Annotated in this window: 20 protein-coding genes; 10 read left to right on the top strand and 10 right to left on the bottom strand. The window is 72.5% G+C overall.

Annotation, left to right across the window (positions count from 1 at the left end; all coding sequences use genetic code 11):
• Nucleotides 1-110: 110 nt before the first annotated feature.
• Nucleotides 111-1,682, bottom strand: coding sequence for a S8 family peptidase (locus KO717_RS36545; protein ID WP_301374094.1), 1,572 nt, complete (start codon nucleotides 1,680-1,682; stop codon nucleotides 111-113).
• Nucleotides 1,683-2,479: 797 nt separating this feature from the next.
• Between KO717_RS36545 and KO717_RS36540 the strand changes: the two genes are divergently transcribed.
• Nucleotides 2,480-3,454 carry a hypothetical protein gene (locus KO717_RS36540; RefSeq protein WP_301374092.1) on the top strand — a complete coding sequence of 325 codons (975 nt, stop codon included), beginning with the start codon at nucleotides 2,480-2,482 and terminating at the stop codon, nucleotides 3,452-3,454.
• A 37-nt stretch (nucleotides 3,455-3,491) separates the two neighbouring features.
• Here the strand turns inward: KO717_RS36540 and KO717_RS36535 are convergent, their stop codons facing one another.
• The 3 genes from KO717_RS36535 to KO717_RS36525 all read right to left on the bottom strand — a co-directional run bounded on the left by KO717_RS36535 (nucleotide 3,492) and on the right by KO717_RS36525 (nucleotide 5,066).
• The gene (locus tag KO717_RS36535; protein ID WP_301374090.1) at nucleotides 3,492-3,833 is read right to left on the bottom strand and encodes a DUF5713 family protein; all 342 of its coding nucleotides are present in this window, start codon (nucleotides 3,831-3,833) and stop codon (nucleotides 3,492-3,494) included.
• Between the two features lie 73 nt (nucleotides 3,834-3,906).
• Nucleotides 3,907-4,611: an RICIN domain-containing protein gene (locus tag KO717_RS36530; protein ID WP_301374088.1), complete on the bottom strand. Its 705-nt coding sequence runs from the start codon at nucleotides 4,609-4,611 to the stop codon at nucleotides 3,907-3,909.
• Nucleotides 4,608-5,066, bottom strand: a complete 459-nt coding sequence (locus tag KO717_RS36525; protein WP_301374087.1) for a hypothetical protein — start codon at nucleotides 5,064-5,066, stop codon at nucleotides 4,608-4,610. Before KO717_RS36525 ends, KO717_RS36530 begins: the two co-directional genes overlap by 4 nt.
• A gap of 111 nt (nucleotides 5,067-5,177) precedes the next feature.
• On the opposite strand from KO717_RS36525, the gene KO717_RS36520 reads away from it, so the two are divergent.
• The gene (locus tag KO717_RS36520; RefSeq protein WP_301374086.1) at nucleotides 5,178-6,035 is read left to right on the top strand and encodes an aldo/keto reductase; all 858 of its coding nucleotides are present in this window, start codon (nucleotides 5,178-5,180) and stop codon (nucleotides 6,033-6,035) included.
• 15 nt (nucleotides 6,036-6,050) lie between these two features.
• Here the strand turns inward: KO717_RS36520 and KO717_RS36515 are convergent, their stop codons facing one another.
• Nucleotides 6,051-6,575, bottom strand: a complete 525-nt coding sequence (locus KO717_RS36515; RefSeq protein WP_301374085.1) for a VOC family protein — start codon at nucleotides 6,573-6,575, stop codon at nucleotides 6,051-6,053.
• Between the two features lie 231 nt (nucleotides 6,576-6,806).
• On the opposite strand from KO717_RS36515, the gene KO717_RS36510 reads away from it, so the two are divergent.
• Nucleotides 6,807-7,514, top strand: coding sequence for an intradiol ring-cleavage dioxygenase (locus KO717_RS36510; RefSeq protein WP_301374084.1), 708 nt, complete (start codon nucleotides 6,807-6,809; stop codon nucleotides 7,512-7,514).
• A 3-nt stretch (nucleotides 7,515-7,517) separates the two neighbouring features.
• Here the strand turns inward: KO717_RS36510 and KO717_RS36505 are convergent, their stop codons facing one another.
• The 4 genes from KO717_RS36505 to KO717_RS36490 form a co-directional block, all read right to left on the bottom strand.
• A complete protein-coding gene (locus KO717_RS36505) occupies nucleotides 7,518-8,075 on the bottom strand; it encodes a YbaK/EbsC family protein (protein WP_301374083.1) in 558 nt (185 codons plus the stop codon).
• 96 nt (nucleotides 8,076-8,171) lie between these two features.
• Nucleotides 8,172-10,592, bottom strand: coding sequence for a SpoIIE family protein phosphatase (locus KO717_RS36500; protein ID WP_301374082.1), 2,421 nt, complete (start codon nucleotides 10,590-10,592; stop codon nucleotides 8,172-8,174).
• Nucleotides 10,589-14,635: a HAMP domain-containing protein gene (locus tag KO717_RS36495; protein ID WP_301374080.1), complete on the bottom strand. Its 4,047-nt coding sequence runs from the start codon at nucleotides 14,633-14,635 to the stop codon at nucleotides 10,589-10,591. The genes KO717_RS36500 and KO717_RS36495 overlap by 4 nt, the downstream gene beginning before the upstream one ends.
• Nucleotides 14,636-14,757: 122 nt before the next feature.
• Entirely contained in the window at nucleotides 14,758-15,105 is a 348-nt protein-coding gene (locus KO717_RS36490) for an STAS domain-containing protein (RefSeq protein ID WP_301374079.1), read from the bottom strand.
• 224 nt (nucleotides 15,106-15,329) lie between these two features.
• Here KO717_RS36490 and KO717_RS36485 point away from each other — a divergent pair, with 224 nt between their 5' ends.
• From KO717_RS36485 to KO717_RS36455, 7 genes are all read left to right on the top strand, one after another.
• The gene (locus KO717_RS36485; RefSeq protein ID WP_437184618.1) at nucleotides 15,330-16,259 is read left to right on the top strand and encodes a SigB/SigF/SigG family RNA polymerase sigma factor; all 930 of its coding nucleotides are present in this window, start codon (nucleotides 15,330-15,332) and stop codon (nucleotides 16,257-16,259) included.
• 8 nt (nucleotides 16,260-16,267) lie between these two features.
• A complete protein-coding gene (locus KO717_RS36480; RefSeq protein WP_301374075.1) occupies nucleotides 16,268-16,702 on the top strand; it encodes an STAS domain-containing protein in 435 nt (144 codons plus the stop codon).
• Nucleotides 16,699-17,682 carry a sensor histidine kinase gene (locus tag KO717_RS36475; RefSeq protein ID WP_301374073.1) on the top strand — a complete coding sequence of 328 codons (984 nt, stop codon included), beginning with the start codon at nucleotides 16,699-16,701 and terminating at the stop codon, nucleotides 17,680-17,682. The genes KO717_RS36480 and KO717_RS36475 overlap by 4 nt, the downstream gene beginning before the upstream one ends.
• Before the next feature lie 115 nt (nucleotides 17,683-17,797).
• Nucleotides 17,798-18,262 (top strand): ATP-binding protein, encoded by a 465-nt coding sequence (locus KO717_RS36470; protein ID WP_301374072.1) that lies wholly within the window; start codon nucleotides 17,798-17,800, stop codon nucleotides 18,260-18,262.
• A gap of 96 nt (nucleotides 18,263-18,358) precedes the next feature.
• Nucleotides 18,359-18,481, top strand: a complete 123-nt coding sequence (locus KO717_RS36465; protein ID WP_301374070.1) for a hypothetical protein — start codon at nucleotides 18,359-18,361, stop codon at nucleotides 18,479-18,481.
• Nucleotides 18,482-18,769: 288 nt separating this feature from the next.
• Nucleotides 18,770-19,219: an SRPBCC family protein gene (locus tag KO717_RS36460; protein WP_301374068.1), complete on the top strand. Its 450-nt coding sequence runs from the start codon at nucleotides 18,770-18,772 to the stop codon at nucleotides 19,217-19,219.
• A 5-nt stretch (nucleotides 19,220-19,224) separates the two neighbouring features.
• A complete protein-coding gene (locus KO717_RS36455) occupies nucleotides 19,225-20,049 on the top strand; it encodes a DUF1206 domain-containing protein (RefSeq protein ID WP_301374066.1) in 825 nt (274 codons plus the stop codon).
• Between the two features lie 39 nt (nucleotides 20,050-20,088).
• Here the strand turns inward: KO717_RS36455 and KO717_RS36450 are convergent, their stop codons facing one another.
• On the bottom strand, nucleotides 20,089-20,523 hold the full coding sequence (locus tag KO717_RS36450; RefSeq protein ID WP_301374064.1) for a VanZ family protein: 435 nt from the start codon (nucleotides 20,521-20,523) through the stop codon (nucleotides 20,089-20,091).
• Between the last annotated feature and the right edge of the window lie 139 nt (nucleotides 20,524-20,662).

Below are 20,662 nucleotides of genomic sequence, written 5' to 3'. Positions count from 1 at the left end.
TGTGGCGGCGGAACGGCATGGGCCGGGTGACGGAACGCGGCGGGGGCGACCGCCCTGTGGTCGCCCCCGCCTGTTCATCGCGGCTCAGAAGTCACGCGCGTCGCCCGGTCTCAGAACTGGAGCGCCCACGAGTCGATCTTGCCGGTGTCGACGTTCGCGTTGTCGTTCACGCGGAGCTTCCACACTCCGTCGGCGACCTCGGCGGAGGCGTTGACCGTGAAGGTCTTGATGATGTTGTCCGCGCTCCCGCCGGTGCGGTTGTGCAGGGTGTAGACGGTGCCGTCGGGCGCGACCAGATCCACCTTGAGGTCACCGGTGTAGGTGTGCTTGATGTCGACCGCGACGGCCAGTGACGCCGGGGCGTTGCCGGCGACCCCGCCGACGGTGACGGGCGACTCGACGGTGGCGTTGTCGTTGATCGCGTAGTCGGCGGTGTTCTCGAACCGCTTGCCGGGCGGGACGGTTCCGCCGTCGCCCACGTTGAGCAGCAGGTTCGGGGAGCCCGTGCCGGGGCTGGTCACCACGTTGGGGGTCGCGGCGCCCACCAGGCCGTCGCGGACCTGGGCGGGGGTGCTGGCCGGGTTCTGCGACAGGTACAGCGCCGCCGCGCCGACCACGTGCGGGGTGGCCATCGAGGTGCCGGAGATGGTGTTGGTGGCCGTGTCGCCGGTGCCCCACGAGGAGGTGATGGAGGAGCCCGGCGCGAAGATGTCCAGGACGGTGCCGTAGTTGGAGTAGCTGGCCTTGGCGTCGGTGTTGGTGGTGGCGCCGACCGTGATGGCTTCGGCCACGCGTGCCGGGGACTTCGTCGAGGCGTTGGTGGACTCGTTGCCCGCGGCGACGCCGTAGGTGATGCCGGAGGCGATGGAGTTGCGCACGGCAGTGTCGAGCGCGGAGTCCGCGCCGCCGCCGAGCGACATGTTGGCCACCGCCGGCTTGACCGCGTTGCGCGTCACCCAGTCGATGCCCGCGACGACCTGGGCCGTCGTGCCGCTGCCGTTGTTGTCGAGCACGCGGACGCCGACGATCTTGGCCTTCTTGGCCACGCCGTACGCGCCGCCCGCGACGGTGCCGGCGACGTGCGTGCCGTGGCCGTGGCCGTCCTGGGCGGTGTTGTCGTTGTCGATGGCGTCGTAGCCGTAGGAGGCGCGGGTGCCGAAGTCCTGGTGGGTGATGCGGACACCGGTGTCGATGATGTAGGCGGTGACGCCCTCACCCGCCTTGTCCGGGTAGGTGTAGCTCTGGTTGAGCGGGAGCGCGCGCTGGTCGATGCGGTCCAGGCCCCAGGACGGCGGGTTGGGCTGGGTCGCGTCGACGGTGAAGACACGGTTCTGCACGACGGACTTGACCGCCGGGTCGGCGGCGAGCTTGCGTGCCTGCGTCTCGGAGACCTCGACGGAGTAGCCGTTGAGGGCGGCGCTGTAGGTCTTGTCGATCTTCGCGCCGTACCGCTTGGCGACGGCCTTGCCGCTGTCGGCGGTGGAGCGTGCGGCGGAGTCCTTCAGGGTCACGATGTAGCTGCCGGAGACGGTTCCGGCGGCACCGGCGTTCTCGATGACGCCCTGCGGGCCGCTGTCGGCCGCCGAGGCGGGTAACGCGGCGGCCGCGCCGAGCGCGAGGGCTGCGGCGGCGGTCGCGCCGATGCCGGCGAGCCTCCTGCGGGTGTGACGCATCACGGACATGTGGGGGGTCCTCCTCTGGGTGGGCACTGCGGGGTGGAACGGCGGCCCGACGGACATGGACATAGGCATGCCCATGACAATGCAAAGCCCGACAGGCCGTCGCCTACGAAAGGTTGACCCAGCCCTGACGCACCCACAAGAGGCCCACGGACGCGTAACATCCCTGCCATGCCCCGGTCATGATTGAGCAAAGGTGCCCCGCACATGACGTAGGCACGGCCCGGTCGGACCGGCCCCGGGTCGGGCACACGCGCCGCCGCGCGGACCGCACCCCGGCCCTGCCCGGTGCGTGGCTGCCCCCGGGGGCCGCGATTTCCCGCCGGGCCCGGCCGAGGTGCCCGCACCGGCCTCGGGGTCGGACTCGCCGCCGCTGTACGGGTCCGGGCCACCGCGGCCTGGGGCGTTCCCGGTGTCCCCGGAGAAGGAAGCCGCCCGGGCCGCGCCCTCGACCTGGCGGGTTCACGCCAAACGGGACCTGCTCCTGCCGAGCCCGCCGTACGAGGGCCGGGGTGCGGAAACGCGGGCGGATCCGGCCCGTGCGGCGTGCTCCGGAGCCGGTCCCGGCGGACGGCGGCGAGCGCCCGGGGACGCCCCCGGCCGCGTACTGCGCCCGGGCCGGGCCGAGTTGTGAAATTTTCGTGCCCTCGGGCCTCACGCTCCCCGCCCGGCCCGGCCCCTGGTCCTGAGGTATCCCGACGTCTCCCCCGGACGGGGGAGGAGGGTGCGCCGGGCGGGCGACGCGCCGCTCGGGGGTCACCTTCCACGATGGGATTCCGGTCGTCGGAAGGGGAGTTCGGGTGGAACGGTGGGATCGGGTCGGGCGAAGTGCGGCCTACGGGGCGGCCCTGGCGCTGCTGCCGTACCTGTTGATCAAGGTGTCCTGGGTGGCGGGTTCGCTCGTGGGGCTGCTGCCGGTCGGCGACGGGTTCGGCAGGGCGGAGTGGGTGGTGCTCAACACCGTCACGGTGGGTATGGCCGCGATCGGAATCGCGTTGGCGCTCGCGCTGGTGCGGCCGTGGGGCATGCGGATACCGGGGGCGCCGGTCGTCTTCTGCGCGTGGGTGGGGTCGGGGTTCCTCGTCTCGATACTCCCGTTCGGCGTGCTCGGCGCCCTCCTGGATGCGGGCGGCGGTGCCACGGACGGTGGTCCGGCCGATCCGGCCGATCCGGCCATGCCGGTCTGGGAGGGCGTACTGGTCCAGTTCAGCTTCGTGGGGATGGGGCTGGGGCTGGCCGTCGCGGTCCCCGCGTACCTGCGGCGCCGCTGGCCGGCAGCGTTCACGGGGCGGGTCGGTGACGGCCCGCGCACGGCGCTGCCCCGGGCGGCCGTCGTCGGTGCGGCGGTCGGGCTGCTCTGGCTCTACTGGGCGGCCGGCGGCACGGCGGGCATTGCGCACCCGGCCGAGCGGATCACCGACTGGTACACGCTGGGGGCGGTCTCCGGTTTCTGGGCGCTGGCCGGCTCCGCCGCCGTCGGGATGATCGCCCGGGCGCGGCCCGCCCGCCTGCCGCGCCTGCTGCCTCTGGTGTTCGGCTGGGTCGGGTCGGGCTCACTGTTCGCGTGGAGCGCCTGGAAGCTTCCCATCACCCTGTACATGGCGTGGGCCGACCCGGTGGGCGCACGCCCGCCCGAGAACCTCGCCGTCGCGGTGGTGCTGCACGGGTGCGCGGTGCTGGCGGGCGCGGCGATGCTGCGGACACTCGTTCGCCACCGCGTCCCCACCGCCGAGCCCCACGCCCGAGACGGCGCCGCCCCGGGGCCCGGGGCGTGACGTCTTCGGGGGCGCCGGGCCCTTTCCGCGGCGGGTCTCACCAGTCCCGGCCGGCGATGAGCCGCTCTCCGTCCGCGTCCGCGTACCCGTATGCCGACGCTATGAACCAGAACTCATCACCGATCCACTCACGCGCAACCGTCTCGATCCCGCTCCCGGCCGCGACGAGCTCCGCATCCAGAAGGTTGAACTCCTCCGTCGAGGCCTGGGTGAGCGCATACAGCGCCTCCGGATCCGACGGCTGCTCAGCCTCGATCCGCTCGCACAGCCGCAGCAGGATCGCCCTGCCCTGATCGACGATGTGATCGGGGAAGTACGGGTCCTCGTACATCGACTGCAGGAACCCGTGCCCTGCTACCCGTCGGTTTGTGATCGGCATGCCGGTACCCGTCCCCGTAGAAGAACTGTCTCGCCGATCATGCGCGGCACCACTGACAACGCCGTGCGACCTTTCAGGGGGCGAGGTGCCACCACTGGTCGTCGTACTGGTCGCCGCAGGAAATCTGCGCCGCGGGCCGGGCCGCCTCGAGGCCCTGGACCGTCAGGCACTTGGCGTTGACGGCATTGCGCAGCATGAACTGGCCGGCCAGGTCGCCGCTCCCCCACTGCAGTTCCCAGTGCTGCCCGTCGTGCCGGGCGGCGGTGCAGGCCAGCTGCCGGGCCGGGGCGAAGTTCTCCGAGCCCGCCACGGCCAGACAACGGTCGCTGTGCGCGTTGCGCAGCGTGCGGGTGTCGCCGCCGCCGTCCTGCGGGGCGAGCGTCCAGGTACGGTCGGCGGCGCCGGTGCAGGTGTCCTGCACCGGGACGAGGCCGTCGTCGGTGCCGGGCACCCGTAGGCACAGGTGGCTGTTGCGGTTGACCAGCCGCCCGGTGAGCGCCGAAGGATCCGCCGTACCCGTACCGGGGCGCGGTGCGGGGACCGTGGCCGTTGTCGTGCTCCCGGGCGGCGGGGCTGCGGCATCGGTGTCCGGGTCGCCGCCGCCCACCCGGACGGCGATCACGGTGGCCACGCACACGAGGGCCACCGCGCAGGCCGACACGATACCGGCGCGGTGCTCGTGGAAGTTGACCTGGAGGTTCCCGCTGCCGCGCTGGACCCCGGACGGGCCGTGGTAGGTGTCGCCGCGGCGGCCGTCATCGCGCCCGCCGTCGCTCACGGGCGGGAGTCGAACCGGTTCACCTGGACGTTGCCGTCCCCGGACACCACCGCCGTCGGGCCGAGGAACACGTTCCGGGTGAATCCCCCGGCGGCCGGGCGCGCCGCCTCCGCGGCCTCGTCGAGCAGGGCCCGGAGCTCCGCCACGGCCGCGGCCCGTTCGTCCGGTTCCAGCTGCTCCAGCAGGTCCTCGGTACGGGTCCGCCAGGCCGCACCGTGCCGGGCCCGCTCCCCGCTGCCGTCCCCCTCCGGCCCGCTGCCGTCCTGCCCGGCTGCCGTCAGCTCGGCCGCGGTCCGGTCCAGGCGTTCCAGCTGGACGGTCTCCTGCCGGCGGTCCCCGCGGCCGAACAACCGGGCCAGCCGGTTCCGCAATGCCAGCCAGGCATCCGTTCCGGCGGCCTGTACGACGCCCGAACCCACCGAGGCCGCCAGTGCGACCATCGCCTCGTCCAGCATGAAGCTCCCCCTTCGCCGTCCCCGGGCAACAGCGTCAACGGTAGCCCCGCCCGGCCAGGGGTCAACAGGGCTGCCGGTGGCGGGTATCGTCGCGGCGACGAGGGGAATCCCATGACTTCGAGCACGCCCGCCGCGACCGCAACCTTCTCCGTCGGCGGCGAGTACCCGGTGTCCCGGATCGGGTTCGGTGCCATGCGTCTGCCGACCGCCCACGGTGCCGCGCGGGACGGCGCCGTCGCGGTGGCACGGCGCGCCGTCGCGTTGGGGGTCGGGCTGATCGACACCGCGCATCTCTACGGATGGGGCGCCAACGAAGAACTGCTCGCCGAGGCCCTGCACCCTTACCCGGACGGCCTGTTGATCACCACGAAGGTCGGGGTCGTCCGGACCGGCGGCTCCGAGGGCTGGGGCTACGACGCGCGGCCGGACAGCCTGCGCGAGCAGGTCGAGGAGGGGTTGGGCAGGCTCCGCACGGAACGCATCGGACTGCTCCAGCTCCACCGGATCGACCCGAAGGTGCCGGTGGCCGAACAGGTGGGGGCGCTCCGCGAGCTCCAGCAGGAGGGGAAGATCGGGCACATCGGCCTGTCCGAGGTCACCACCTCTCAACTCGCCGAGGCCCGGAGGACCGCCGCGATCGCGAGCGTGCAGAACCGCTACAACCTCCTGGACCGGGAGTACGAGCCGGTCCTGGAGGCTTGTGAGGCCGCCGGTATCGCCTTCCTCCCGTGGCGCCCGGTCGCCGCTGCAACACCTGCTCACACCGGGGAACTTGACGTGATCGCCGCCGAACTGGGCGCTACGACGCCACAACTCCTGCTCGCCTGGCTGCTCGCCCGCTCCCCGGTCGTGGTGCCGATCCCGGGGACCGCCTCACTCACCCACCTCGAACAGAACGTCGCCGCCGCGGATCTCCGGCTGGACGCGGCGCAGCTGCGCACCCTCGACCGCCTGGCCGGCCCGGCCTGACCGGCCGGACATCCCCTAGCCCTTCGGCCGCTGCGGGGTACTGGCCACGCCGGAGGCGCGGCCGCTGAGTTCGGCGTCCAGGGTCTGCTGGGCCGTGCGCATGGACGCGGCGTACTTCGGCTCGGACATGCGCCGCCAGGCCTCGTCCGGCGCGACCTCCTCGACGCGGCTCACCACCCACCAGATGTTGCCGAAGGGGTCCCGCACCCGGCCCCCGCGGTCCCCCCACGCACTGTCGTCGGCCTCGGTGACCACGCGGGCTCCGTGGGCGACGGCGGCGGCCATGGAGGCGTCCGCGTCGCGCACGTAGATCCGCAGCAGGGAGGGCGTCACCGGCCAGTCGGGCCGCCGGTCGAAGGCCAGCACGACCGTGTCGCCGACCCGGATCTCCCCGTGGCCGATGCTGCCGTCCGCGACCGCGACCCGGGCGATCTCCTCGCCGTCGAACGCCGCGGTGATGAAGTCGAGCAGTGCGCCGGTGTCGTCGGTGACGACCCACGGCGCGACGCTGGTGTACCCCTCGGGGGCGAAGTGGTCCATCGGCTTCTTCCTCTCCTGTCGCTCTTCGTGACCTCACCACCGTAGGCGTGAACGAGGTCAGTTCCTGTCCTCGTTCAGGTGTCGATCCTCCACGGCGGTGCGGTCTGCCCGGCCGGGTGTGTCGGTGGTGGCCGGGACGCCTTCCGTCCGGCACGGTGGGCGCGATCGGTGGTCGTCGCGCGTCCCGTGCGGACGGTCTCGACGGTCGCGCAGCGCGCGGGAGAGGTTCGCATGACCGAGAACGGCAGTTCCCCGACCAGCCGCCGTGCCCTCCTGCTGGCCGCCGGATCGGCCGGGGTCGCGGCGCTGACCGCGGCCTGCTCCGGCCCGGCCGGGACCCGGGGGGCGGCAGGGCAGCCCTCCGCGTCACCGACCCTCGCGCCGTCGCCCGGTGGCAGCACCCCGGCCTGCGTCCTCGCCGTGGAGGCGGGCGCCGGCCCGTACTACCTGGACCTGGACCGGGTCCGCTCCGACATCACGGAGGGCCGCAAGGGCGTGCCGTTCCGGCTGGACCTCACCGTCGTACGGGCCTCGGCGGGCTGCCGGCCGGTCACGGACGCCGCGGTCGACATCTGGCACGCCGACGCCTCGGGCGCCTACTCCACCGGCGGGTCCACCTTCCTGCGCGGTACGCAGGTCACGGACGCCGCCGGGCGCACTACGTTCCGCACGATCGTGCCCGGCTGGTACGCGGGGCTGGCGCCGCACATCCACTTCAAGGTGCGCCCCGACCGCCGTACCGGGACGACCTCGCAGTTCTTCTTCCCCGAGGACCTCCTGGTGCGGGTGTACGCGCGGCCGCCGTACGCGGAGCGCCGCGCGCCGAAGCACCCCAACGCCCGTGACAGCCGCTACCGCGCCTCCGGGGCCGCGATGACGCTGGCCCTGGTCCCCGACGGGGAGGGCTACCGCGCCGCGTACACCGTGGGAATCGCCTGAGCGTCAGAGGAGGGCGAGGCCCTCGACGAGTTCGGCCCCGGGGATCTGCGCGAACAGCTTCCCGGGGGCGATGAGCTTGCCGCGCCGGCGTCCGCTGCCGACGAGCACGTACGCCATGTCGGCGACCGCCGCGTCCACCAGGAGCGGCCAGTCCCCCGGCAGCCCGAGCGGGGTGATGCCCCCGTACTCCATGCCCGTCAGCTCCACGGCCGTCTCCATCGGCGCGAAGGACACCTTGCGCGCGCCCAGGTGGCGGCGGACGGCGCCGTTGACGTCGACCCGGCCGGCGGAGGGCACGAGGCAGGCGGCGAGGGTGACCATGCCTCCGCGCTTGGCGGCGACGACCACGCAGTTCGCCGACCGGTCGAGGAGCTCCGGCCCGTAGTGGGCGACGAAGGCAGCGGTGTCGGCGATCGCGGGGTCGGTGTCCACGTAGACGATCTGCTCGGCGGGCACGTCGCCGGCCCAGCTGCGGACCGCTTCGGCGACGGGCCGGGTGAGTTCCGTGAGGCAGTCCGGAGCCGGCACCGCGTTGTCGAAGGACCCGATGGGAGCGCGCATGCCCGCACGCTAACACGGCCGCTCACGGCGCCGATCGCCGTCCTCCGCACCCGTCGGCGGGTGAGCGCGGCCGAGTCCGGGTGTCGCTCTGCCGCGTCAGCCGACCTGGATTCCGATGACGCAGGTGTCGTCGTCCGTGTCGGACCGGCTCCCGGCGAGGAGGCGGTCCAGCTGCCGGTCCAGGTCTCCGGCGCCGGCGGCCGCCGCGTTCATGAGGTGGCCGAGCGAGTCCTGTACCGAGGAGTCCCGCCGCTCCACCAGCCCGTCCGTGTACATCAGCAGGGTGTCGTCCGGTTCGAGCCGCACCTCCCGCTCGGCGTACGTCACTTCGGGGAGCGCGCCGAGGAGCAGGCCCTCGATGAGCGGGAAGGCTTCCGCCTCGCCGTCGCGGACGAGTACGGGCGGCAGGTGCCCGGCGCGCGCCCAGCGCATCACCCTGGTGCTGGGGTCGAAGAGCCCGCAGACCGCGGTGGCCGTCACGTGCTTGGCGAGGTGGTGGGTGACCGTGTTGAGCCAGGACAGCAGCTGGGCGGGGCCCGCTCCGGTCACGGCGAGGCCGCGCAGCGCGTTGCGCAGGACGACCATGCCGGTGGCGGCCTCGATTCCGTGTCCGGCGACGTCGCCCACGGAGAGCATGACCAGCCCGGACGGCAGGACCACGGTGTCGTACCAGTCGCCGCCGACGAGCGACTCGGTCTCGGCGGGCCGGTAGCGGACGGCGACGCGCAGGCCGGGTGCCTCGACGGCCGGCGGGGTGGGGGGCATGATCGCGTGCTGGAGCTGCAGGGCGAGGCGGTTGCGTTCGGCGGACTCGGCCTCGGTGTGGGCGAGTTGGTCCCGGGTCGCGGCCAGGGCGACCTCGGTCCAGTGCTGTGCGGAGATGTCCTGGTAGGCGCCGCGGACGGCGTGGAGCCGCTGGTCGGCGTCGAGGACGGGCTCGGCGACGACGCGGATGTGCCGGGTGATGCCGTCGGGCCTGCGCAGGCGCAGGTTCACGGAGGCCGGACGGCGGTAGCGCAGCACGGCCCGCAGGAAGCGGTCCAGGGCGGCGGAGTCGTCGGGGTGGGCGTAGCCGGGCAGTTCCCGCAGCCGCACGGGCGGGGCGGTGGCCGGCAGACCGTGCAGCGCATACAGCTGCGCGTTCCAGGTGACCGCGCCGGTGACGAGGTTCTCCTCGAAGCCGCCGATCCGGCCCAGGCGCTGGGCGTGCTGGAGGAGGTCGGCCAGTCGTGCCGTCTCGTCCTCGACGCGCCAGATCAGCAGGACGGCGGCCCCGTGGCGGCTGACGCTGATGTCCGCGACCGAGGTGAGGGGGATCTGGTCGACGAGCGCGGTCAGGCTCATGCGTTCGGCGCGGAAGGGCTCGCCCGTCGCGTGCACGCGCTCGATGATGTCGAAGAGCCCGTTCTCGCCCCCGGCCATCGGATAGGCCTCCAGCAGCAGGGCGCCGTTCACGTCGCCGCGCGGCCGCCCGGCGGGATCGACGAACCGGCTGCCGGCGTGGCGGATGCGGAAGTCGGTCAGCCGGCCCTCGTGGTCGAGTACGGGGGTGAGGACCACAGCGGGGTCGTGGAGGCCCTCGGAGAGGTCGATCAGCTCCGCGACGTCCGGGAGCACCGCGTCGAACGTGCCGGGGTCGGCCGCAGGTGCGGCGTCCATGGTGCGGGCGCACAGTTCGGCGAGGGCCTCGACCTGGCGCTCGATCTGCGGGGACTGCGGTGCCAGGGGTTGAGGCCAGCAGATTTCCAGGACGCCGTGGATCCGTCCGCCGGACCCGGCCGGTACGGCCATCCGCCCGCCGTCGGGCCGCTGGAGGTGGCCGATCGAGGGGGGTCCGTCGTGCTGGAGCCGGGCGAGGGTGACCAGTCGGCGCTCGCGCAGCGCGAGGCGGGCGACGGTGGAGACGCCCGGGGGTACGTGGCGCCAGCGTGCGGCTTCCCCGGGCGGGAAGCCGGCGTGGCCGGCGAGGGCCAGGGAGCCGTCGGGGGCCGCGCTCCAGACGGCGACGGCGACCGCGCCCAGGGGCCCGAGGGCGTGCGTCAGGAGGGATTCGGCCACCGCCTGGGTGTCGTCGGCGGCGGCCAGTACCCAGCTCTCGGCGGTACGCAGCCGCACGGAGACCGTGGTGGACGGCTCGGCCGCATCCGGCGTGCCGGTGCGCCGGGCGAACTCGGCGGCGACCTCGCTGACGTGGTCGCGGGAGGCCTGGTTGACGATGTCGGCGGCGAGTTCGAGCACGGACATCCCGGTCTCGCGGGACAGTTCGTCGAGCTGGCGTGCCGCCGCGGCGGGGGTGCAGCTCAGCTGTCCGATCAGAATGCCCTTGGCCAGCTCGACCAGGGCCCTGCCGTCCGCGGCGGCGTGCGCCTCCCGCACCTCGCGGCGCAGCCGTTCCACGGTGGCGACCAGGCGTCCCAGGGGGGCCGGCGCATGGTGCGGGACCGTGTTCGGGGACGGCTCCGTGGCGACCGATTCCGGCGGGCGGGCGTCGTCGTGCCGCTGTGTGCCGGGGGTCATCCGGTGAGCCAGTGCCGGACGCGGGCGATGAGGTCGTCGGCGTCGACCGGCTTGGTCACGTAGTCGCTGGCTCCCGCGGCGAGACTCTTCTCGCGGTCGCCCGGCATCGCCTTGGCGGTGACCGCGATGATGGGCAGCCCCGCGTAGGCCGGCATCCGCCGGATCTCGGCGGTCGCCGCGTAGCCGTCCAGTTCGGGCATCATCACGTCCATCAGGATCAGGTCGACGCCCTCGTTGCGGATGAGGGTGTCGATCCCCTTGCGGCCGTCCTCCGCGTGCAGGACGCGGACACCGTGCAGTTCCAGCACCCCGCTGAGGGCGAACAGGTTGCGTGCGTCGTCGTCGACGACGAGGACGGTGCGTCCGGCCAGGTCGTCGTCGAGCGGAGGGGCTCCCTGCCGGTCCTGTGCCTCCTCGTGGACGAGGGGCAGTACGTCCCCCGGCCGGTCGGCGGACAGGTGCAGCACGATGCGTTCCCGGAGCTCGTCCAGGCTCGACAGCAGTTCCAGCCGGCGCGACGCGGCCCGGTCCCGCAGCGCCCGCTCCTGCCCGCTCCTCAGGCGGGAGTTGTTGTGGGCGAGGACCGGGAGGGAGGAGAGCGCCGGGTCTCCGTCGAGCGCGTCGAGGAAGCGCAGGGCCTCGCCGCCGGGCATGTCGAGTTCGAGGACGACGCAGTGGAAGGAGTGCGAGGCCAGGGCGGCGGCGGCTTCCCGTGAGCTCGTGGCGTTGACCACCTGGACGGCCTCGCGGTGGTCCCCCGTCGGCAGATGGCCGGGGGTGAGGTCCCGGTCGGCGCTCTCGGCGACGAGGGAGAGCAGGCCGTGGGGACGCTCCTCGATGACCAGGAGCCGGCGGGCCCGCCGCTGCGGCGGGACCGCAGCGGCCGTGCCGGCGGCGCCTGCGGGTACGGGATGTCCTTCGGCGCCGGCGTGCCGGGCCGCCACGGGTGCCTCGATCGCCCCGGGGGTCCCGGGGAGGGGTTCCTCCTCGTAGTCCGCCCGGCTGACCGGCAGGTAGAGGGTGAAGGTGCTGCCCTGTCCCGGTGTGCTCTCCGCGACGACGGCGCCGCCGAGGAGCTGGGCGATCTCGCGGCTGATGGACAGCCCGAGCCCGGTGCCGCCGTACTTGCGGCTGGTGGTGCCGTCGGCCTGCTGGAAGGCGCCGAAGACGGACTCCAGCTGCTGCTCCGGGATACCGATGCCCGTGTCCCGTACCCGGAAGGCGAGCATGGGCGCGCGGGCGGGGAGCCCGGCGGGGACCTCGGGCGGCGCCGCGGGTTCGATCCGCAGCTCGACACCGCCGCGCTCGGTGAACTTGACCGCGTTGGAGAGCAGGTTGCGCAGGATCTGGCGCAGGCGGGCGTCGTCGGTGAGCAGGTCGGCCGGGGCGTCGGGAGCCGTGGTGACGGTGAAGTCGAGGCTCTTCTGCGTGGTCAGCGGGCGGAAGGTGGCGTCGACGTACTCCAGCAGCTGCGGCAGGTCCACCCGCTCGGGATTGACGTCCATCTTCCCCGCCTCGACCTTCGAGAGGTCGAGGATGTCGTTGATCAGCTGCAGCAGGTCCGAGCCCGCCGAGTGGATGATGCCCGCGTACTCGACCTGCTTCGGGGAGAGGTTGCGGGTCGGATTCTGGGCGAGCAGCTGGGCGAGGATGAGGAGGCTGTTGAGCGGTGTCCGCAGCTCGTGGCTCATGTTGGCCAGGAACTCGGACTTGTAGGTGGAGGCGCGCGACAGCTGCCGGGCCCGGTCCTCCAGTTCCTGCCGGGCCTGTTCGATCTCCAGGTTCTTGGCCTCGATGTCGCTGTTCTGGCTGGCGAGCAGGGCCGCCTTCTCCTCCAGCTCCGCGTTGGAGCGCTGCAGTTCCACCTGCTGGACCTGCAGTTCCTCCGAACGCGCCTGGAGCTCCCCGGTCAGCCGCTGGGACTCCTCGAGGAGTTCGTCGGTACGGGCGTTGGCGACGATGGTGTTGAGGTTGACGCCGATGGTCTCCATCAACTGGCCGAGGAAGTCCCGGTGTACGGGGGTGAAGGCGGAGAAGGAGGCGAGCTCGATCACGCCGAGGACCTGGTCCTCCACCACGATGGGCAGGATGATCAAGCTGCCCGGGGTGGTGTGGCCGAGCCCGGAGGAGATGACGTAGCCGGCGGGCACCTGGTCGGTGGCGATGATCCGGTGGCTGCGCGCGGCCTGCCCCACGAGGGACTCCCCGAGGGCGAATCCGGTGCCCTCCCCGCTGCCGGCGGGGCGGCCGTAGGAGCCGACCAGGATGAGCAGGGGGCCGTCGGGGCCGTCCTCGGCGAGGTAGAAGGCGCCGTACTGGGCGGCGACGAGCGGCGTCAGTTCGTCCATGACGAGTTCGGCGACGGCGGCGAGGTCGCGGTGGCCCTGCATCAGGCCGGAGATGCGGGCCAGGTTGGACTTGAGCCAGTCCTGCTCCTGGTTGGCCCGGGTGCTCTCCCGCAGCGAGCCGACCATGGAGTTGATGTTGTCCTTGAGTTCGGCGACCTCGCCCGAGGCGTCGACGGTGATCGAGCGGGTCAGGTCGCCCTCGGCGACCGCGCTGGCGACTTCGGCGATGGCCCGGACCTGGCGGGTGAGGTTGCCGGCCAGCTCGTTGACGTTCTCGGTCAGCCGCTTCCACGTGCCGGAGACGCCCTCGACCTCGGCCTGGCCGCCGAGCCGGCCCTCGCTGCCGACCTCGCGCGCGACCCGGGTGACCTCGGCGGCGAAGGAGGAGAGCTGGTCGACCATCGTGTTGATGGTGGTCTTCAGCTCCAGGATCTCCCCCCGCGCGTCCACGTCGATCTTCTTGGACAGGTCGCCGTTGGCGACGGCCGTCGTGACGAGCGCGATGTTGCGGACCTGGCCGGTGAGGTTGTTCGCCATGGAGTTGACGTTGTCGGTGAGGTCCTTCCAGGTACCGGCGACGTGGGGAACCTGTGCCTGGCCGCCGAGCCGGCCCTCGGTGCCGACCTCGCGGGCCACCCGCGTCACCTCGTCGGCGAACGCGGACAGCGTGTCGACCATCGTGTTGATGACGCCGGCCAGCGCGGCGACCTCGCCCTTCGCCTCCACCATGATCTTCTGTGAGAGGTCGCCGCGGGCGACGGCGGTGGCCACCTGGGCGATGGAACGGACCTGGCCCGTCAGGTTGGACGCCATGACGTTGACGTTGTCGGTGAGGTCCTTCCACGTGCCGGAGACCCCGCGCACCGTGGCCTGGCCGCCCAGGTTGCCCTCGGTACCGACCTCGCGGGCCACCCGCGTCACCTCGTCGGCGAAGGCGGAGAGCTGGTCGACCATCGTGTTGATGGTCTCCTTCAGCTCCAGGATCTCCCCCCGCGCGTCCACCCGGATCTTCTGCGTCAGATCGCCCTGGGCCACCGCGGTGGTGACCTCCGCGATCGAGCGCACCTGGGCGGTCAGGTTGTCGGCCATGACGTTGACCGACTCGGTCAGGTCCTTCCAGGTGCCGGACACGCCCTTGACGTCCGCCTGGCCGCCGAGCCGGCCCTCGGTGCCGACCTCCCGGGCGACCCGGGTGACCTCTCCGGCGAAGGCGGACAGCTGGTCGACCATCGTGTTGATGGTCTCCTTCAGCTCCAGGATCTCGCCGCGCGCGGTGACGTTGATCTTCTGCGAGAGGTCGCCCTTGGCCACGGCCGTGGCGACCTGGGCGATGGAGCGCACCTGGGCCGTGAGGTTTCCGGCCATGAAGTTGACCGAATCCGTGAGGTCCAGCCAGGCGCCTCCGACTCCCGGTACGTCCGCCTGACCGCCGAGCGTTCCCTCGGTGCCCACCTCGCGGGCCACCCGGGTCACCTCGGACGTGAACAGCGAGAGTTGGTCGGCCATCCCGTTGAACACGGTGGCGATCTCGCCGAGCAGCCCGTCCGCCGTATCGGGCAGCCTCGTACGGAAGTCCCCGTCCCGGACGGCCGTCAGGCCGGCCAGCAGCTGGCGCAGTTCCGACTCACCGATCCTGTCCTCGCCGGGGAGCGCCGGTGACCTGCCCGGTGCCTTCGTGCCCGTCCGCTCAGCCATCCGCCAACCTCACTCTAGACAACGACCGCGCCGGCGCGGGGGACAGGACATGATGGGATCCGCCATCGCCGCACGACCGGTGATGAAGGCTATCGTCGACGGAGGCTCACCTGATCACCCGGTCACGACCCACTGACGGCATCCTCGACGTTCGGGTGGAGGGAGAGGACCGTATCGGCGCCCGTCAGGGCGAAGAGACGGCGGAGTTGCTCACCGGGGGCGGCGATGCGCAGCGTGGTGAGGTGGTGCAGGCGCAGCAGCAGGTTCAGGAACGAGGAGTCGCCGAAGGTGATGGAGCCCGCGTCGAGGACCACGAGCCGGTGCTGGTCCGCGGCGGAGGCGAGCGCCTCCTCCAGCGGGGCCAGTGTGTCCTGGTCGAGCTCCCCGTGCGCCGCGACCACCCACCCGGCTCCGGCCGGGTAGCTGTTCCCGACGACGCCTTCGTGGTACGCGTCCGCTGCTCCGGTCATGTCCGCCTCCCCGGATCGTCACTTGTACGGCTTCCGCAAGGGAGTATGCCTGCTCGACGGTCGGCCGAGTGCGCCAAGGCCCGCGGCACACGCACCCGGAGGCCGGCGCGCCACCTCATCGGCGGCGGCCGCGGAGAGGAGTTTTCGCGAGGAGCGAATAAGGCGGTGAAGTCGGGGCACAAGCGCCCGAGCAGCCGTCAGTCAATCGGGAGGGAACGGCCACCATGTCTCGCTCGGCCACCGTCGCAGGCCCCATTCGTGCAACAGACGCGCCCATGACGCCCACTGTGCCCGGCACCACCGTGGGAATTCCACGGCAGGACGTGGAACTGCCCGAGGTGAAGAACGCCCGGGAGATGGCTCCTGCCGACGCCCGCGAGCTTTCGAAGCTCTTCTTCCTGAGACTCGGTGCCCTGGAAGAAGGCACGCGTGAGTACCAGTACGCCCGCAACACCCTGATCGAGATGAACCTCTCGCTGGTCCAGTTCGCCGCGCGGCGATTCCGCGCCCGCGTGCTGGGTGGTGGTCTGGACATGGACGACATCATCCAGGTCGGGACCATCGGTCTCATCAAGGCCATCGACCGCTACGAGCCCGAACGCGAGGTCGAGTTCTCCACTCTGGCCCTCCCCTACATCACCGGTGAGATCAAGCGCTACTTCCGTGACACCACCTGGGCGGTGCACGTCCCGCGCCGTCTGCAGGAACGGCGTACGGAGCTCGCCAAGGCCCAGGAGGCCCTCACCGACGTCCTCGGCCGGTCCCCGACGGTCAAGGAGGTCGCCCAGCACCTCGAACTGACCGAGGAAGAGGTCATCGACGGGCTGGTCGCCGCGAACGGCTATACGAGCGGCTCCCTGGACGCCTCGGCCGAGAGCGACGAGCCGTCGACGACGACGGGCCGGACGACCCGTCCGCTGGCGGACCGGCTCGGTGACGTCGACCCCGCCATGGAACTCTTCGAGGAGTTCCACACGCTCGCGCCCCTGCTGGAGCAGCTGGACGAACGCGACCGGATGATCCTGCGGCTGCGCTTCGGCGAGGACAGGACGCAGGCGGAGATCGGCGCGGAACTGGGCATCTCGCAGATGCAGGTCTCGCGCCTGCTGTCCCGGACCCTGGCGCGGCTGCGCGCCGGGATGCTGTCGGTGTAGGCAGCGCCATGCCCTCACCCCACCGGCACGACGGCCCCCCGCCCCTCCCGCCCGTCGGCGCGCAGGCGCTCTACGACGACGGGACGTGGGCGGACGCGGTCCTGCGGTGCGCGCCCGCCGGGAGGGGTTCGGCGACGACGCTGACCGCCCGGCCGTTGCGCGACCGTCCCGGTGCCCTGCTGAGGGGCAGCTGCGACCTCGACACCCGGCCCGTCCTGCGCGCGGCACTGGGTGTCGTCACCCGGATCCCGGGCCCGGTCGTCCATCTCGACCTGTCCGCCGTTGCCTTCCTCGACACGGCCGCCGTCGCCGCCCTGGTGCAGGCCAATGCCACCGTCACCGGCCAGGGGCGTCGCCTGCTGCTCCACCACCCGCCATACTCGCTCCGCAAGCTCGTGGAGATGTTCCCGGACGAATGTGCCGCGCTGGAGGTCGCAGCATGATCAATCTTCCTGCGTCCGGCGCCTCCGGAGCCTTCGTCCACCCTGCCCTCTTCTACCGGGGGCAGGCGGACTACCTGGCAGGTGTGGGCGGGTTCGTCCGGGCCGCCCTCGCGGCCGACGAGCCGGTGCTCGTGGCCGTCCCCGGGCCGCGGCTGGATGCGCTGCGCGAGGACCTCGGCGCCGCCACGGCCGGGGTCACCTGGACGGACATGACGCACCTGGGCCGCAATCCCGGCCGCATCCTGGCCGCCCTGCAGGATTTCGCCGACGGGTGCGCGGACCGGCCGGCCCGGATCGTGGGCGAGCCGATCTGGCCCGGCCGCTCGCGGGCCGAGGTGCTGGAGGCCACCCGTCACGAGGCCCTCATCAACACCGCCTTCGCGGGGCGGCAGGCCACCGTCCTGTGCCCGTACGACGTCCTCGGCCTGCCGGGCACCGTGGTGTCCGATGCCCGGCGTACGCATCCCACGCTGCTGGAGGACGGCAAGGCCCTGCCGAGCCCGGACTACGCGGACGCCTCGGCGGTCTGCGCCGACTGCGACGCCCCCCTGCCCGAGCCCGACGGTGGTGCGCCCTGGCTGGCCTACACCCACGGGCAGCTGAGCGAGGTGCGCGCGTACGCCGAGGCCTTCGCCCGTGGCACGGCCCTGAGCGCGGCGCGGCGCGGCGACCTCGTCCTGGCGGTCGCCGAGGCCGCAGCCAACTCCCTCGCCCACGGGGGCGGGAGCGGCGCGATCCGGCTGTGGAGCACCGCCGGATCCGGTCCGGGTACGGGTGACGGTGCGGGCGGTGCCGGGGTCGTGGCCGAGATCCGCGACGCAGGTCACCTCGCCGACCCCCTGGCGGGGCGCCGCCGGCCCGCCCTGGCCTCGGCCGACGGCGGCCGAGGCCTGTGGATGATCCACCAGCTGTGCGACCTGGTCGAGATCCGGGCCTCGGACAGCGGCTTCACTCTGAGGCTGCACATGACAACCTTCTGAGCGGCCGGTGGTCCCCTTAGACTGTCAGTCGTGTGCCCGGGTGTCCTCGGCCCCACGGGGCCTGTTCGTTCCCGCGAACAGAGACCAATCTCAACGGTGGGGGTGAGAGACCACAGTGGAAACGATCGGACCGGAAACCGGCGATCGCAGGCCTGCCGGGCTTTCCGGCACGGGGCAGCGCCGTCGGCTCGCCCTGGCCGGCGTACGCGGATCCGTGGCCAAGGGCCGCGACTTCGCACGCCAGGCCCTGCTCGACTGGGGCTGGAGCGGGACCGAGACGTCGGAGGACGCTCTGCTCCTCGTGTCCGAGCTGCTGACCAACGCGGTCCTGCACGCGGGTGGTTGCATCGAGCTCGCGCTGTCGGCCGGTGAGGTCCTGCGGATGGAGGTCTTCGACGGCACGACGACGCCGCCCCGCCGCCACCCGTCGCCGCAGCGTGGCCTCCCGGGCGGCCACGGCCTCTACATCGTGGAGCGCATCTCCGATCGCTGGGGCACGCACACACACGAGAACGGCAAGGCGGTCTGGGCCGAGATCGAGGCGTCGCGGCTGACCTCGGGCAGGTCCACGGGCCTCTGACCCGGCCGGTCCGCGCGCCTGTGTCCCCGTGTCCCCGCGCCGCCCCGTGTCCCCGTACCGGAGCATCGTTGCGCGCGACGGGGGCAGGCGCGCGGTATGACATCTCACGCGCTCGACTCCCTGGCCCTGACCCCGGCGCCCGGCCCCGCCTGGCTCCATCTGGCCGTCATCGCGTTCGCTCTCCTCGTCCTGTTCCACAGCCTGGCCCGGCACCGGTAGCGGGGGCGGAGGCTCCCCGCACGGTGCACGTCACCCACGGCAGTGTGTGCGGCACGGTACGAAATTCTTTTCCCGCTCCTGTTTGAGCCCTCGATTCAGGGCCAGACGCGTAAGTGTCGGCGAGTTGCCGTTTCGAGCGGGGCGGCGACCCGTCGAGATCCGCGGCCGCACGCAGGTGTCCCGTCCCCCCGGGCATCACGTGCGGCCGCGGTCTTGCAGGGTCCTGACGGCGGCGGCCGGAATCGCGGGCCGCGTGGCGGGGCCGACGACGACACGGAAGGGGTACGCATGTCGCACGTCGAGGAGTACGTCGAGGTCAACGTTCCGGCACGGACGGCCTACAACCAGTGGACGCAGTTCGAGGAGTTCCCCGCCTTCATGGAGGGGGTCGAACGCATCGAACAGCGCACGGACACGCTCACCCACTGGGTGACGAACGTGAACGGCGTCCGGCGTGAGTTCGACGCGCAGATCACCGAGCAGTACCCGGACCGCCGCGTCGCATGGATGACGGTGGACGGGGAGACGCGCCAGGCCGGGCTGGTGACCTTCCAGCCGATCGACGCGACCACCACCAAGGTCGTCCTGCACATGAACTGGGTGCCCGACGGGCTGGCGGAGAGCGCAGCCGACAAGCTCGGCTTCGTCAAACGCCAGGTCGCCGGTGATCTGAAGCGGTTCAAGCTGTTCATCGAGTCCCGCGGAACCGAGACGGGCGCCTGGCGGGGCGAGGTCTGACCGCGATGGGCAACCGCCGCGCGAGCAGAGGCGTCCGGGCCGCGTCCCGCGGTGGCCGGGGCCGGGAGGTCACGGCGCGCTGCGGGCTGCTGGCCCGCGGGGTGCTGTACGCACTGGTCGGGGCACTGGCCCTGCGCGTGGCCTTCGGTGAAGCCGGGGGCCAGGAGGCCGACCGTCAGGGCGCCCTCCAGGAGCTGATGGGCAAGCCCTTCGGCGGCGTCCTCGTCTGGGCCGTGGGCATCGGGCTCGTCGGCATGATGCTGTGGCGCCTGTCGGAGGCGGTGTTCGGCGCGGCCGGACCCGACGGCGGCAAGCCGGTGAAGCGGATGGCTTCGGCGGGCCGGACCGTCTTCTACGCCGCGGTCGCCTTCTCCGTCCTGTCGCTCGCGGCGGGCGGAGGAGGGCACTCCGGAGACCAGCAGTCGCGCGACGTGACGGCGCGGGCCCTGGATCTGCCCGCCGGCCGGTGGCTGGTGGGAGCGGCCGGGCTCGGGATCGTCGTCGCGGGCGCGGTCATCGCGGTGCAGGCGGCACGGCGCAGCTTCCGCAAGCATCTCGCCATGGGCGGGGTCTCGGCGCGGTGGCGCGCCGTCGTCGACTTTCTCGGGGTGGCCGGCGGCCTGGCCCGGGGCGCCCTGTTCACGGCGGTCGGCGGCTTCGTCGTGTACGCCGCGGTGCGCTACGACCCGGCGCAGGCGAAGGGCATCGACGACACCCTGAGGTCGTTCACCCAAACGCCGGCGGGGCCGTGGCTGCTGGTCGCGGTCGCCCTCGGGCTGATGCTGTTCGGGGCGTTCTCCTGGGCGATGGCCCGGTGGCGCGAGGTCTGATCCCGGGCAGGCGGGGGCCGCCGTACGATCCGTCCGGGCTCAGCGGTTCCACCAGTGGCTGCGGCGCGGGTGTACGGCCCGGCCCAGCCGCAGGCCCATGAGCACGTACCCGATGAGCGCTCCGGCCGTGTTGAGGATGACGTCGTCGATGTCGAAGACGCGTCCGGTGATCAGGGCTCCCTGGGTGAGCTCCACCAGGGTCATCAGGGCGATCGTCACCGCTCCGACCCGTACCAGCCCCCGGGCCGGGGGCAGCAGGACCGGCAGGAGCACCCCGAACGGAAGCCCCAGCAGCAGGTTCCCGCCCAGCTGGCGCACCGCCTCGATCACCGACGTCCCGTCCAGATAGGCGCCGATCGAATGACCGGGTCGGACATTGCTGTGGACGAGGGCCTCCGACGCGGCGGACGGTTCGAGCGTGAGCCGGGCCAGGACCGCACCGAACAGGACGGTCCCGACGAAGGCGATCACCATGGCCAGCGCCCGGACGGCCGGGTGGGCCGGACGTCGTTGCCGCCGGACGGCCTCCGTGGCCCCTTCCGCGAACCCTTCGGATCCCTCGGATCCCTCAGATCCCTCGGATCCCTCGGATCCCTTGGACCCCTTGGATTCC

It is taken from the genome of Streptomyces xanthophaeus (genome assembly GCF_030440515.1).
GTDB classification, from domain to species: Bacteria; Actinomycetota; Actinomycetes; order Streptomycetales; family Streptomycetaceae; genus Streptomyces; species Streptomyces kutzneri.
The sequence above is the reverse complement of the archived record's forward strand: the minus strand, read 5'-3'. Positions and strand labels throughout refer to the sequence as shown.

Coding starts and splice junctions, on each gene's coding strand:
- KO717_RS36545 (WP_301374094.1), bottom strand. CDS start 1,682: ATGTCCGTGATGCGTCACACCCGCAGGAGGCTCGCCGGCATCGGCGCG.
- KO717_RS36535 (WP_301374090.1), bottom strand. CDS start 3,833: ATGCCGATCACAAACCGACGGGTAGCAGGGCACGGGTTCCTGCAGTCG.
- KO717_RS36525 (WP_301374087.1), bottom strand. CDS start 5,066: ATGCTGGACGAGGCGATGGTCGCACTGGCGGCCTCGGTGGGTTCGGGC.
- KO717_RS36520 (WP_301374086.1), top strand. CDS start 5,178: ATGACTTCGAGCACGCCCGCCGCGACCGCAACCTTCTCCGTCGGCGGC.
- KO717_RS36515 (WP_301374085.1), bottom strand. CDS start 6,575: ATGGACCACTTCGCCCCCGAGGGGTACACCAGCGTCGCGCCGTGGGTC.
- KO717_RS36510 (WP_301374084.1), top strand. CDS start 6,807: ATGACCGAGAACGGCAGTTCCCCGACCAGCCGCCGTGCCCTCCTGCTG.
- KO717_RS36505 (WP_301374083.1), bottom strand. CDS start 8,075: ATGCGCGCTCCCATCGGGTCCTTCGACAACGCGGTGCCGGCTCCGGAC.
- KO717_RS36500 (WP_301374082.1), bottom strand. CDS start 10,592: ATGACCCCCGGCACACAGCGGCACGACGACGCCCGCCCGCCGGAATCG.
- KO717_RS36495 (WP_301374080.1), bottom strand. CDS start 14,635: ATGGCTGAGCGGACGGGCACGAAGGCACCGGGCAGGTCACCGGCGCTC.
- KO717_RS36490 (WP_301374079.1), bottom strand. CDS start 15,105: ATGACCGGAGCAGCGGACGCGTACCACGAAGGCGTCGTCGGGAACAGC.
- KO717_RS36485 (WP_437184618.1), top strand. CDS start 15,330: ATGTCTCGCTCGGCCACCGTCGCAGGCCCCATTCGTGCAACAGACGCG.
- KO717_RS36480 (WP_301374075.1), top strand. CDS start 16,268: ATGCCCTCACCCCACCGGCACGACGGCCCCCCGCCCCTCCCGCCCGTC.
- KO717_RS36475 (WP_301374073.1), top strand. CDS start 16,699: ATGATCAATCTTCCTGCGTCCGGCGCCTCCGGAGCCTTCGTCCACCCT.
- KO717_RS36465 (WP_301374070.1), top strand. CDS start 18,359: ATGACATCTCACGCGCTCGACTCCCTGGCCCTGACCCCGGCGCCCGGC.
- KO717_RS36460 (WP_301374068.1), top strand. CDS start 18,770: ATGTCGCACGTCGAGGAGTACGTCGAGGTCAACGTTCCGGCACGGACG.
- KO717_RS36455 (WP_301374066.1), top strand. CDS start 19,225: ATGGGCAACCGCCGCGCGAGCAGAGGCGTCCGGGCCGCGTCCCGCGGT.
- KO717_RS36450 (WP_301374064.1), bottom strand. CDS start 20,523: ATGGTGATCGCCTTCGTCGGGACCGTCCTGTTCGGTGCGGTCCTGGCC.